General features: G+C 41.0%; 13 protein-coding genes. 6 read left to right on the plus strand and 7 right to left on the minus strand.

Annotated elements, in window-relative coordinates:
- Positions 1 to 22: 22 nt before the first annotated feature.
- Complete coding sequence (fadE, locus tag QNK26_RS17165) at positions 23 to 2,539, minus strand: acyl-CoA dehydrogenase FadE (RefSeq protein ID WP_319225217.1); 2,517 nt, start codon at positions 2,537 to 2,539, stop codon at positions 23 to 25.
- Between the two features lie 435 nt (positions 2,540 to 2,974).
- Between fadE and lpcA the strand changes: the two genes are divergently transcribed.
- Together lpcA and QNK26_RS17175 are read left to right on the plus strand one after the other, a co-directional pair.
- A complete protein-coding gene (gene lpcA / locus QNK26_RS17170; protein ID WP_319225219.1) occupies positions 2,975 to 3,565 on the plus strand; it encodes a D-sedoheptulose 7-phosphate isomerase in 591 nt (196 codons plus the stop codon).
- Between the two features lie 154 nt (positions 3,566 to 3,719).
- The gene (locus tag QNK26_RS17175) at positions 3,720 to 4,496 is read left to right on the plus strand and encodes a class II glutamine amidotransferase (protein ID WP_319225221.1); all 777 of its coding nucleotides are present in this window, start codon (positions 3,720 to 3,722) and stop codon (positions 4,494 to 4,496) included.
- 94 nt (positions 4,497 to 4,590) lie between these two features.
- On the opposite strand, the gene purN is transcribed toward QNK26_RS17175, so the two are convergent.
- Both purN and purM read right to left on the minus strand, forming a co-directional pair.
- Complete coding sequence (gene purN / locus QNK26_RS17180; protein WP_319225222.1) at positions 4,591 to 5,238, minus strand: phosphoribosylglycinamide formyltransferase; 648 nt, start codon at positions 5,236 to 5,238, stop codon at positions 4,591 to 4,593.
- Complete coding sequence (gene purM, locus QNK26_RS17185) at positions 5,238 to 6,278, minus strand: phosphoribosylformylglycinamidine cyclo-ligase (protein WP_017221956.1); 1,041 nt, start codon at positions 6,276 to 6,278, stop codon at positions 5,238 to 5,240. Before purM ends, purN begins: the two co-directional genes overlap by 1 nt.
- 222 nt (positions 6,279 to 6,500) lie before the next feature.
- On the opposite strand from purM, the gene upp reads away from it, so the two are divergent.
- Positions 6,501 to 7,127: a uracil phosphoribosyltransferase gene (gene upp / locus QNK26_RS17190; protein ID WP_319225224.1), complete on the plus strand. Its 627-nt coding sequence runs from the start codon at positions 6,501 to 6,503 to the stop codon at positions 7,125 to 7,127.
- A gap of 98 nt (positions 7,128 to 7,225) precedes the next feature.
- Here the strand turns inward: upp and QNK26_RS17195 are convergent, their stop codons facing one another.
- Positions 7,226 to 7,342, minus strand: a complete 117-nt coding sequence (locus tag QNK26_RS17195) for a uracil phosphoribosyltransferase (protein WP_319225226.1) — start codon at positions 7,340 to 7,342, stop codon at positions 7,226 to 7,228.
- 169 nt (positions 7,343 to 7,511) lie between these two features.
- On the opposite strand from QNK26_RS17195, the gene QNK26_RS17200 reads away from it, so the two are divergent.
- Both QNK26_RS17200 and hda read left to right on the plus strand, forming a co-directional pair.
- Positions 7,512 to 8,558, plus strand: coding sequence for a DUF2066 domain-containing protein (locus tag QNK26_RS17200; RefSeq protein ID WP_319225227.1), 1,047 nt, complete (start codon positions 7,512 to 7,514; stop codon positions 8,556 to 8,558).
- 97 nt (positions 8,559 to 8,655) lie between these two features.
- A complete protein-coding gene (gene hda / locus QNK26_RS17205) occupies positions 8,656 to 9,369 on the plus strand; it encodes a DnaA inactivator Hda (RefSeq protein ID WP_319225228.1) in 714 nt (237 codons plus the stop codon).
- A gap of 103 nt (positions 9,370 to 9,472) precedes the next feature.
- On the opposite strand, the gene QNK26_RS17210 is transcribed toward hda, so the two are convergent.
- The 3 genes from QNK26_RS17210 to QNK26_RS17220 form a co-directional block, all read right to left on the minus strand.
- Entirely contained in the window at positions 9,473 to 10,051 is a 579-nt protein-coding gene (locus QNK26_RS17210) for a DUF2069 domain-containing protein (protein WP_319225230.1), read from the minus strand.
- A 10-nt stretch (positions 10,052 to 10,061) separates the two neighbouring features.
- On the minus strand, positions 10,062 to 10,412 hold the full coding sequence (gene arsC / locus QNK26_RS17215) for an arsenate reductase (glutaredoxin) (protein WP_319225231.1): 351 nt from the start codon (positions 10,410 to 10,412) through the stop codon (positions 10,062 to 10,064).
- 91 nt (positions 10,413 to 10,503) lie between these two features.
- Positions 10,504 to 11,961, minus strand: coding sequence for a M48 family metalloprotease (locus QNK26_RS17220; RefSeq protein WP_319225233.1), 1,458 nt, complete (start codon positions 11,959 to 11,961; stop codon positions 10,504 to 10,506).
- A gap of 235 nt (positions 11,962 to 12,196) precedes the next feature.
- On the opposite strand from QNK26_RS17220, the gene QNK26_RS17225 reads away from it, so the two are divergent.
- Positions 12,197 to 12,535: YebC/PmpR family DNA-binding transcriptional regulator (locus QNK26_RS17225; protein ID WP_319225235.1), on the plus strand; the 339-nt coding region annotated here is incomplete at its 3' end.

Raw genomic sequence — 12,535 nt, forward strand, 5'->3', positions numbered from 1 at the left:
CTACTTGTTAGGCTAGCGCTATTTAAGCAACCGCTTCAGTTTTTACTTTTGCCTTTTTTGCTGGTTTCGCAGTGCCATTGGCACGTGCACGCCAGTCAGCATTTAGTTGGTTAACTAATGTCTTATCGGCAGCAAGCTCAATTGGATCAAAGTCATCAACGTTAATCGTACGTAGACGGCCTTCTTCAGCAACTTTCAGTAGCTCCGCTTCATCAGCGGTGATTTGCTTGTTAGCAAGTGCTGTATCAGCAAATTTATCCAGATAGATAAATGCTTGTTTAGCACCATTTTCTTTACAAACACGGATGAAGATCGGTTCAGCAACAATAACGTCTCTCAAGGCTTTCTCTTGTAGACCGATAGGGTTACCTTCTTCTTCGGTTAGGTACATATCTGTTGCTAGTCGGCTACGCGCTTCAGAAGGAACTTGTAGTAAACCGGCAACAACATGGTCTAGCTTATCAGTAGGACGTGATAGACGCTTACCAGCTGGTAATACCATAGCTCGTAGTGCGATACCAACTGCACGAATAGGGAAGTTACGTAGTAACTCATCAATCGCGTGCTCTGCTTGATATAGCGAGTCTTGCATTGCCCAATGTACCAATGGTAGATCATCTTTTTGACGACCCTCATCTTCAAAACGTTTGAGCGTTGCAGATGATAGGTACAGTTGACTTAAGATATCACCAAGACGTGCTGAAACACGTTCTTTACGTTTTAAATCACCGCCTAGTGCGCCCATCGCTACATCAGATAGGAATGCTAAGTTTGCGCTTAAACGGTTCATTTGTTGGTAATACTGCGTAGTTTCATCTTTAAACGGCGCGGCAGAACCTTTACCGTTAGTAATACCCATTACAAATGAACGGAAGAAGTTAGACATTGCAAAACCAACATGACCAAATAATGCGGCATCAAAATCTTGCAGGCCTTTTTTATGATCGCTAAGTGCTGCAGCAGTCAATTCTGGTAATACGAACGGATGACAACGAATTGCACCTTGACCATAAATGATCAGGTTACGGGTAAGAATGTTTGCACCCTCTACCGTAATCGCAACTGGAGCGGCTTGGTAGCCACGGCCTGCCATGTTGTTTGGACCAAGACAGATACCTTTACCACCTGAGATGTCCATTGCATCAATCGAACATTTCTGCGCGCGGTCGGTTAAATGCATTTTAACAATAGCTGTGATTACTGATGGCTTCTCACCTAAGTCAATCGCACTTGTTGTTAAGCTTGACGCTGCACCCATAAGGTAAGCATTACCACCAATACGTGCAAGCGGCTCTTCGATACCTTCCATTTTACCAATCGCAAGTTTAAACTGACGGCGGATAGCAGTGTAAGAACCCATGCCTATGGCTGCGAGTTTAACTGCACCAGCAGAACAAGAAGGTAGCGTAATACCACGACCTACAGATAGGCATTCAACCAGCATTCGCCAGCCCTGGCCAGCCATTTCTGGGCCACCAATAATGTAATCTAATGGTACGAATACTTCGTTACCTATCGTTGGACCATTTTGGAATGGTAAGTTAAGTGGGAAATGACGACGACCCGTTTCCACACCTGGGATATCTGTTGGGATAAGCGCACAAGTAATACCGATATCTTCTTTATCACCCAATAGACCATCTGGATCACGCAGTTTAATTGCTAGACCAAGTACTGTCGCAACAGGTGCTAAAGTAATATAACGTTTGTTCCAAGTCAGTTTCATACCCAGAACTTCTTTACCTTCGAACTCGCCTTTACATACGATACCAAAATCTGGGATAGCGCCGGCATCTGAACCAGCTTCAGGGCTAGTTAGTGCGAAACATGGAATTTCGTCACCAATCGCTAAACGAGGAAGGTAGTAATCTTGTTGTTCTTTAGTGCCGTAGTGCTGTAATAGTTCACCAGGACCTAATGAGTTAGGTACACCAACTGTACTTGCCATTACTGCGCTTGAGCCAGTTAATTTCTGCAGTACCATTGATTGTGCTAATGCAGAGAATTCAAGACCACCGTATTTTTTCTTGATGATCATAGCAAAGAAACCCTTAGTTTTAAGGAATTCCCATAGCTCTGGAGGTAAATCAGCACGTTTGTGGGTGATATCAAACTCGTCAGCCATACGACAAGCTTCTTCTACTGGACCGTCAAGAAAGGCACGCTCTTCAGCAGTTAGTGCAGGCGCAGGTACATTGTGCAATTTTTCCCAATTTGGCTTACCGCTGAATAAGTCAGCATCCCACCAAGTGGTACCAGCTTCTAATGCTTCAGTCTCTGTTTGAGACATTTCCGGCATTATTTTACGGAAGCCTTTTAAGATAGGCGCTGTTAAATAGCCTTGACGAATACTGGTGATATTTAATGGTATCGCAATTACAGCGGTTATTATCCAAATAGCTAGTGGCACATCACCGAAATATGAAACGGCTGCAAGTGCAATGAAAAATGCACCAGTAAAGGCAGCTAATGATGCTCGTTGGTAAGATAACGTACCAAATATTGCCACTAAGGCTAATAGTGAGATTGTGGTTGCCATGATTTTCTCCTTTCATTAAGCAACGAAATAGCAAAGTCAGAGGTCAGACCAGAATACTGGTTTGAGTATTAGTTCTAGTTGAAAATTATTAAATTAGCAAGTTTTTTACATCTAATTTACATAGTATTTGTAGAACCTGTAACTAAACGCTTGTTTTTAACCATCTGGTTTACAAATGTTCACTAATAATAGCGTAATGGAACAGATAATTTAATTGCCGCTTTGCTTTTATTTTAGGTCAGTTCGGCCAAGGTTTTGCCCTTTTTGTTACTCCGAAGTGAGTATTAAGTGAGTGTTAACTAAGTAGTTGTTCATACCTTTCGCTTATTTTTGATTGTGCTTAACCTTTTATTTATGTGGGTGAAACAGGTACATTATTTTGTGAAACAATAGTACTATTATACAAATATATTTTAGGCGTAGAGGCGATAATAAATGACAAATTATCAAGGCTTAATTCAACAAGAATTAGTCGAAGCAGCACAAGTTTTAAATGATTTTTTAGCTGACCCGAAAAATGGTGAAAATATTGAAGCGGCAGCAGCGTTATTAACGGATTCATTTAAAGCGGGTGGTAAAGTATTATCTTGTGGTAATGGTGGTTCACATTGTGATGCGATGCATTTTGCAGAAGAGTTATCAGGACGTTATCGTGAAAATCGTCCCGCAATGCCGGGAATTGCTATTTCTGATGTGAGCCATATGTCTTGTGTGAGTAATGACTTTGGTTATGAATATGTGTTTTCACGTTATGTTGAAGGTATTGGCCAGCAAGGCGATGTATTATTAGGATTAAGCACCAGTGGCAATTCACAAAATGTATTAAATGCGTTTGCAGCTGCGAAAGCCAAAGGCATGAAGACGATTGCATTAACTGGTAAAGATGGCGGTAAAATGGCTGGTATCGCTGATATCGAAATTCGTGTGCCACATTTTGGTTATGCTGATCGTATTCAAGAGATCCACATTAAAGTGATCCATTTACTGATTCAGTTAGTCGAGAAAATGATGGGTTATGCTGATTAATCTAAGTTTTTGGCTATATGATATTGCATAATTGTACGTATGATATGGCTATTTACCATAGACAGTTGCTTGGCAATAAGTAGAATGAAAGATAATTAAATGAATTGAGCCTTAGGGTTATTGTTGTAAACCATAAAAGTGAAGTTATCAGTATATGTGTGAATTATTAGGTATGAGCGCAAATGTACCTACCGACATTTGTTTTAGTTTTTCTGGGCTGATGCAGCGTGGGGGTAAGACTGGACCACATTCTGATGGTTGGGGAATTACTTTTTATGAAGGCAAGGGTTGCCGAACTTTTCGTGATCCTAAGCCAAGCTGTGAATCAAAAGTCGCCCAATTAGTAAAAAATTATCCGATTAAAAGTCAAGCGGTTATCTCGCATATTCGCCAAGCTAATCGTGGCGGTGTGGCATTAGAAAATACCCACCCTTTTACTCGTGAGTTCTGGGGTAAGAACTGGACTTATGCGCATAATGGCCAGTTGACCGACTACCAAGGTCTCGCTACCGGTTTTTATACTCCGATTGGTGAAACGGACAGTGAGTTAGCATTTTGTTGGATTTTGCAGGAAGTGGCGAAAACATTTCCTAGCAAACCTGATGATATGAAAGCGGTATTCCGTTTTATTGCTAGCTTATGCGATCAGTTAAGAGCATTAGGCGTGTTTAATTTATTATTAACAGATGGCGATTTTGTATTTGCCTACTGTACCAATAATTTACATCATATTATTCGCGAGGCGCCGTTTGGGCATGCCCAGTTGATTGATGAAAACATTGAAATTAACTTTGAAACTGAAACTTCAGATTCTGATGTTGTTGCTATTATTGCCACGCAACCGCTGACAGATAACGAAGTGTGGCACAAAATGCAGCCAGGTGAATTCTGTGTATTTTGTCGTGGTACTGTTATGTTGACAAATATGTAGTTTATTAGCAGATGCTATTAATAAATAGCCATAAAAAAGCCTTTATGCAGTAATGCGATAAAGGCTTTTTATTATCTAGGATTAGACAATTGACTTAGTCCGCAGCGTAGCCGCTTTGTGCTAACTCTTCACCATCAAGCACCGCTTTGCCATTTGTCATCGCAAGACGTCCAGCACAGAACCATTGCACAACCATCGGATAAATCATATGTTCTTGAGTATGTACTCGTGAACTTAATTCTTCGATGTTATCTTCTGCAAATACCGGTACTTTCGCTTGTAAAATAACCGGGCCTGAATCTAATTCTGGCGTGACAAAGTGCACTGAAGCTCCGTGTTCTTCATCACCATTATCCATTGCACGTTGATGGGTATCTAAACCTGGATATTTAGGTAATAGAGAAGGATGTATATTAAGCATCTTGCCAGCATAATGCTGGACAACGTTATCGCTCAAAATACGCATATAGCCTGCTAACACAATCAGATCTGGTTGATATTGATCTATTTGTGTCATTAGCTCGGCATCAAATGCAGCGCGATCAGCAAAATCACCTTGAGCCAGTGATATTGCATCCACACCTGCTTGTTGTGCTCGCTCTAAGCCATAAGCTGTACTTTTGTTACTAAAGACGGCAGTTACTTTACCGTTAATAGAACCTTGTTCGCACTGATCTAGAATGGTTTGTAAATTACTGCCATTACCAGAAACTAATACTACGATAGATGCTTGTTTAGACATTATTTTATCTCTACTTGTTCTTCATTTTCTGCAGCGTCTGCAATTTCACCGATTAGCCACGCATTTTCGCCGTGTTCAGTGAATATTTCCAGTGCTTTTTCAACTTGAGATGCTGGTAGCGCAATAACCATACCAACACCACAGTTAAACGTACGATACATTTCGGTACGTTCAACGTTACCTTTCTCTTGTAACCAGTTGAAAATTTCAGGCCACTGCCAGCTACTTTCATCAACAACTGCTTTTGTTAGTGCTGGTAATACACGTGGGATATTTTCCCAGAAACCACCACCGGTAATGTGTGATAAAGCGTGAACTTCACACTCTTTCAGCACTGCTAGTACAGACTTAACATAGATGTTAGTAGGCGTTAGCAGGGTATCACCTAGTGTTGAATCACCAAATGCTTGACTTGGATCTTCTTTTGAAACTTCAAGGATTTTACGCACTAAAGAATAGCCGTTCGAGTGAGGGCCACTCGATCCTAAAGCAATCAGTTTGTCACCCGCAGCAACTTTAGTGCCGTCGATGATGTTTTCTTTATCTACAATGCCAACACAGAAGCCAGCAATGTCAAAATCTTTACCGTCGTACATACCTGGCATTTCAGCAGTTTCACCGCCTGTTAACGCACAACCAGATAATAAACAACCTTCGCCGATACCGGTAACAACAGCTGTAGCTACATCTACATCTAGCTTGCCTGTGGCATAGTAATCTAAGAAGAATAGTGGTTCAGCACCTTGTACAATAAGGTCGTTTACACACATAGCAACTAAATCGATACCTACCGTATCATATTTAGCTAAATCGATAGCGAGGCGTAGTTTCGTTCCTACACCGTCTGTTCCTGCGACCAACACTGGTTCTTTATAACCAGTAGGTAATTGGCAAAGAGCGCCGAAGCCACCTAGACCACCCATAACTTCTGGGCGTTTAGTTTTTTTCGCTACACCTTTAATGCGTTCTACTAATGCATTACCTGCGTCGATATCAACGCCTGCATCTTTATAACTTAGAGAAGTATTTTGGTTGCTCACTGGATCCCTCACAAACTAATCGTATCAATTGGATTAAAAAATCGCCGCCATGTTAACAACTTTAACCACATAATAGAAACAAAATTATAGCTTGTTTGACCTGCTAATTGATTTTATTCTTAACTCTAGCTTTTCCTTGGAATAAGCTATCATTATAGTGCCATTATTGGTAATATTGCGCGTTTTTATATCGTAGTTACTTTGATTTTATTAGGAGATTCCATGAAAGTTGTTGAAGTTAAACATCCTTTAGTACGTCATAAATTGGGTTTAATGCGCGCTGCTGATATCAGCACTAAACGTTTTCGTGAGCTAGCGACAGAAGTGGGTAGCCTACTTACTTATGAAGCAACGGCTGATTTAGAATTAGAACAAAAGACTATTGCTGGTTGGAATGGCGATGTTACCGTTGATCAAATCAAAGGTAAAAAAGTAACTGTAGTGCCAATTCTACGTGCTGGTTTAGGTATGATGGATGGCGTGTTAGAGCATATGCCAAGTGCACGTGTAAGCGTTGTTGGTATTTACCGTGATGAAGAAACGCTAGAAGCGGTACCTTACTTCGAAAAAATCGTTCACAGTATTGATGAGCGTTTAGCGATTGTTGTTGATCCTATGTTAGCAACGGGCGGTTCTATGATTGCTACGTTAGACCTGCTAAAAGCTAAAGGTTGTAAGCGCATTAAAGTACTGGTACTTGTTGCTGCACCTGAAGGTCTAAAAGCATTAGAAGAAGCACATCCAAATATCGAGCTTTACACTGCATCTATTGACGAACGTCTAGATGAAAAAGGTTATATCGTTCCTGGTCTTGGTGACGCAGGCGATAAGATCTTTGGTACTAAATAAGTACAGTAATAATAGACTCAATTAATTTGCTTAATTGAGTAACACAGACATCAACATTTACTGTTGATGTCTGTTTCTTTTTGCCTTTGCTCGTGTCTTTAATCAACTTGATTCCCCACTAAATATCCGCCCCACAGCAACAGCATGTTTAACACGTCGATGTCTTCTCTATCGATATTAAAGTAGTGGTCATTTTTAATTTGTTTGTTATCCATAGATATTCCCCTTCATTTTAATCTAACTCCTTGATACTTTAGTATGGTCACTGTTTCTCTATCGCGCTAATTAGTTAATGCGATGGAATATGTTTGGACATAGCGCAGGGTTTGGTTATTATTATCAAATCATAAATTTGAGTTATCACGTTACTCTTAAAAGGATCGTATGAAGCGCCTATTCCCTATTTTATTATCACTGTTATCTCTTTTGCCTTTAACCACTCGCGCGGTTGAGGTTGAGCAGCTATATTCCGCCTCGATTATGGCGGTTGGTAATCAGTCAAACCGTGACCTACAAAAAGTTGCGTTTGCACAAGTGCTGGTTAAAGTTTCTGGTAACGCCAACATTGCGGCGGATCCGGTAATTAGAAAAGCACTAATCAATGCACGTGAATACTTAGTCAAACAAGCGGAAGAACGTATTGATGGCGAGCGTTATTTGCAAGCAAGCTTTAATGATAAAAAGATAAACCGCTTATTACGCAGTAGTGAATTTGGGGTATGGGGTCAAAACCGCCCACAGCAAATTGTATGGCTAGTGGTTGATGAAGATTTTAACCGCAGTGTCAGGGGGGAAACTGACGGTGATTATGCTAAGTTCATTGATGCTATTAAAACACAAGCCAATCAACGTGCGATCCCGGTTTTATTTCCAGTAATGGATCTCGATGATCAATTGCAAGTGAGCAGCAGCGATCTGTGGGGTCAGTTTACCGATCCAGTCGAACTTGCTTCAACACGCTATGCGGCAGATAATTATATTATTGCTAAGATCATAAAGCAGAATGATGATTACAAACTGACTTGGAGCATGTACGGCCGTAGTAATAGCAATCAACCGTTCGAGATTTGGCTAAATGGCGAAGGGCAAGGGCAACTCGCTAAAATTGGCACTGCACTCACGAACAGCTTAGCTAATCACTTAGCTGAGCGTTATAGCGTTAAAGCATCCGGCAATAATGAAGTGGTATTTTTAAATGTTGATGCGGTTAATGGTATTACTGATTACGCAAAATTAATTGAGATGTTCTCGGAATTATCGGCAGTAGCACAAGTTGAGCTTGAAGCTGTTGCAGGTTCGCGTATGCAACTAAAATTGGTATTACTTGGTACCCAACAAGATCTCTTAACGGAACTGTCGTTAGATCAAAGGATCAAAAGTAGTAAAAATGCGTTTGATGACATGAACTTTCAGTGGAACGCGATAAATTAAGCATTTTTATATTGTGTTTTTTGGGTAGCCGTTCTCTATCGGCCATTGAGGTGCTACAATGGCCACACTAATCTTATGATTGTATGAAAGGGTGATATTGAACACTCCAGCACAACTTTCTTTACCAGTACAATTACCCGATGGTGAAACTTTCGCAAGTTTTTACCCCGGTGCTAATGTCCAGCTGCTAACAGCATTAAAAAATGCTGCTGTAGGCGACGGTGATCCATTTATTTATCTATTTGGTAGCCGAAGTTCGGGCACCTCTCATTTACTTCACGCTACTTGTACCGAGTGTACAGACTCCGATCGTTCAGCGGCCTATTTACCGATGGAAATGTCTGCCATGATGTCACCTTCTGTATTAGATGGTATGGAACATCTCGATATGGTTTGCATTGATAATATTGAAATGATCGCAGGGATCCGTGACTGGGAAGTGGCCTTATTCAACTTTTATAACCGCTGGCGTGATAGCCATGATCAAGATAATCCCGGCTCATTGATTGTGACGGGTAATAGTGCGGCACGTCATTTAGGTATTCAATTACCGGATCTGTTATCGCGATTAGATTGGGGCGTAAGTTATCAATTACAGTTGCTTGATGATGATGGCAAGTTGGCAGCATTGCAGTTACGTGCTGAGTTTAGAGGATTAAAGCTACCTGTTGATGTTGGCCGTTTTCTGTTAAACCGTTCATCACGTGATATGAAAACCTTGATTTCTACCTTAGACCGATTAGATCAAGCGTCAATTAGTGCGCAACGTCGGTTAACTATTCCATTCGTCAAAGAAACACTTTCTCTGTAAGCCAACCTTTCTATAAATGGAAAGTAAAACCTTTTCATCGCACATAAAAAAGGAAATAGTATTGATGACACTATTTCCTTTTTGTTATTCAGCGAACCGTTAATTAATCTTTGTGTTGCGCTTTGTATGCTTCTTCTCGTTCTTTTTCTTCAGCCATTACGACTTTTAACTTATCAAGACCTAGGCCTAACTCTTTGCCCTGCATACGCGCATAAATGCCATTACCAAACAGCATACAGTTGGCTAAGGCAAACTCTAATATAGCTAAGTAACGTTCATCGGGATCGGTATACATGATGGTTAATGAATGCATGTAATAGATCATCACCACAAAATTACTCCACGCCGCGGTATAAGGCTTACCTTTGATTAATCCATAGGCTGGGATTAATAATGGCAAGATCCAAATGAAGGCTTTGGCTAATGGGTTTGACTGGTGTGCAGCTTGACGCTCTAACCATTTCTGCTTTTCAATTTCAACCTGTGGCAGAAGTGCTGGATTGACTTCAGCCATGGCGTTAAGTTCTGCAAGCGCTTGTGATTGCGTATGCTCTTGTAATTTTTCTGGCGTTAACCACAGCTGCCATACAAACATCAGTATGATCAGACCAAAGTAGCCAAACAGCCCCAGTAAACGATACTGAGTAATACGCTTCTGTGTTGTTTGTTGTATTGTTTGCATTATTTGCTCGTTATAGTATGGCTAAAACATTTTCTGGTGGTCGGCCAATCGCAGCTTTACCGTTTGCGAGCACAATTGGACGTTCGATTAGTTTCGGTGTTGCGATCATAGCGGCAATCAGTTCATCAGTAGACAGGTTTTCGTTATCCAAACCGAGGGCTTTATATTCAGCTTCTTTAATGCGCATTAATTGACGTGGCGCTAATGCTAGCAAGTTCAGAATTTCTTGTAATTGTGCTGCTGATGGTGGTGTTTCGAGGTATTTTATGATGCTTGGTTCTACACCTTGCTCTTCGAGTAATGCAAGAGTTTGACGGCTTTTAGAGCAACGTGGATTGTGATAAATAGTGACACTAGTCATGACGGCCTTTTCCTTAAAACAGATCTTAAACAAAGATTAAAACAAATGGGGATCCTTAAGTCCCCATTTTGCCTTTTTTCCAGTCCCTTGGCTAGTTTTGCAATGCCTGCATTTCTTGCTTTTCTAACTCAATTTGTTCCATGTGTGCATCAATGCGGGCGATATCAGCCGAGCTTGTTGCCAGTGTGCGTGCCGATTGCAGTTCATTCAGGGCTTTTGGATAATTTGCCATGAGCTGTGCGAGGCTTGCTCGCTGCACATACATTTTTACTTTATCGTCGGTTTTTTTAAGTAAATCAATATAAATGCTCAAAGCAATCATATCGGTTTCATTATCACGTAAATAATCACGGATTAGCTTTTTGGCTTCGTCATATTTTTTCGCTTGCTGTAGTGCCACGGTTAAATTTATTGTCGTAACAGGGTTATTCGAATAGCGGTTGTTGGCCTTTTTTAATCGTGCGATCGCTTCGTCATTGTGTTTTAGTGCCAAATCGATGTCGGTAAGGGTATCGAGGTAAAACAAGTTATTAGGCTGTGTTTTCGCCAATTCGACAACAATCGTCTTGGCTTGTTCATTCTTGTCTAATTGTATTAATGCCAGTGCTTGACCGTATAGCGCGGCATCTTTTAGTTTGAATTTTTTAGTTTTAAGTTGACGTTGAAAAAATTGCAGTGCTTCTTGTGGTTTTAAGGTGCCATAGCGAACTTGAATACGGGCTTTGGCTAATTGGTAGTTGAGACTAGGTTGGTAATAACGATTTGGGTACGATGCCGCTCTGTCACGCGCTTCGGTGATACGGGTTGTTGGCAATGGGTGAGTAATCAACATCTGTGGTGGGACTGAGCTAAAACGATATTGCTCTGATAGCTTACCAAAGAAGGTCGACATTGCCGCTGGATCGAAACCAGCGTTCGCCATAACTTGAATGCCAATACGATCGGCTTCAAATTCGTTGGCTCGGGTATAGTTAATTGCTGATTGGGCATTAATAGCTACTGTGGTTTGTAACATGGCGATACCAGCGACTGGATTGGCAATGCCTAATAAGACCGCCCCGACTAAACCCGCTACGGTAAGTTGGCTATTACCTGCCTGTGCTTCTAAACTACGCGCAAGATGGCGCTGAGTAATGTGTGAGATCTCATGGGCGATAACCGAGGCAAACTCTGATTCACTATCTGCATATAAAAATAACCCGGTGTGAACTTTTACATAGCCCCCCAGAAATGCAGCGGCATTAATTTCATCATTTTTAATCAGAAAAAAATGAAATGGAAAGCGGACTGAATCGGTTTGGCTAATCAGTTTTGCCCCCAATTCGGCGATATACTCTTGTAGCACCGGATCGCTGACCATCGGAAAAGAGCCTCGTGCGACTTTAATAAATGCTTCGCCGTATTGGCGTTCTTGAGCGATAGATAAGGCGGTAACCCCCGCAGTGCCAATCTCGGGTAGTTTGTTGGTCGCCTGAACTGAGCTAATGAGACCTAATGCGCCGACAAATAATGCGGTTTTGGTTAAACGTACTATTTTTTTGAGATACAAAATTGGCGACCTATGGGGTAATAACGTAAGTAAACTAGTTAACATAGTAGAACATATTATTAACCGATAACAATGACAATTTATAAGACGGCCTATAATAGGTTAAGTTCCTAGGTCGGTTTGGTTAATTTTGTTGATGAAAGATAAGATATTTACGCTTTTGTGGAAAAATAGGTGCTAATCCTGCTAAAATCGACCAGTATTTATTTCAAATTTAAAATGAGAGTGAATTAAGATGGGCAGAGCGTTCCAAAACCGTAAATTATCGATGGCTAAAACAGCTGGCATGAAAACTAAGATCTACTCTAAATATGGTAAAGAGATCTATGTATGCGCAAAAACGGGTGGTGGTGACCCTGACAACAACTTAAGTCTTCGTCGAATCATTGAAAAAGCGAAAAAAGACCAAGTACCAACGCATGTTATTGACCGCGCTATCGAAAAAGCAGCTGGCGCTGGCGGTGAAGATTATGAACGTGCAAGTTATGAAGGTTTTGGTCCTGGTAACTGTATGGTTATCGTTGAGTGTCTAACGGATAACGGTAAACGTACTTTCACTGATGTTCGTCAAGCA

This window comes from Moritella sp., assembly GCF_033791185.1.
Lineage (GTDB): Bacteria > Pseudomonadota > Gammaproteobacteria > Enterobacterales > Moritellaceae > Moritella.

Bases quoted from the DNA above. Each gene is read 5' to 3' on its own strand.
- fadE (WP_319225217.1), bottom strand. From the start codon at position 2,539: ATGGCAACCACAATCTCACTATTAGCCTTAGTGGCAATATTTGGTACG.
- lpcA (WP_319225219.1), top strand. From the start codon at position 2,975: ATGACAAATTATCAAGGCTTAATTCAACAAGAATTAGTCGAAGCAGCA.
- QNK26_RS17175 (WP_319225221.1), top strand. From the start codon at position 3,720: ATGTGTGAATTATTAGGTATGAGCGCAAATGTACCTACCGACATTTGT.
- purN (WP_319225222.1), bottom strand. From the start codon at position 5,238: ATGTCTAAACAAGCATCTATCGTAGTATTAGTTTCTGGTAATGGCAGT.
- upp (WP_319225224.1), top strand. From the start codon at position 6,501: ATGAAAGTTGTTGAAGTTAAACATCCTTTAGTACGTCATAAATTGGGT.
- QNK26_RS17195 (WP_319225226.1), bottom strand. From the start codon at position 7,342: ATGGATAACAAACAAATTAAAAATGACCACTACTTTAATATCGATAGA.
- QNK26_RS17200 (WP_319225227.1), top strand. From the start codon at position 7,512: ATGAAGCGCCTATTCCCTATTTTATTATCACTGTTATCTCTTTTGCCT.
- QNK26_RS17210 (WP_319225230.1), bottom strand. From the start codon at position 10,051: ATGCAAACAATACAACAAACAACACAGAAGCGTATTACTCAGTATCGT.
- arsC (WP_319225231.1), bottom strand. From the start codon at position 10,412: ATGACTAGTGTCACTATTTATCACAATCCACGTTGCTCTAAAAGCCGT.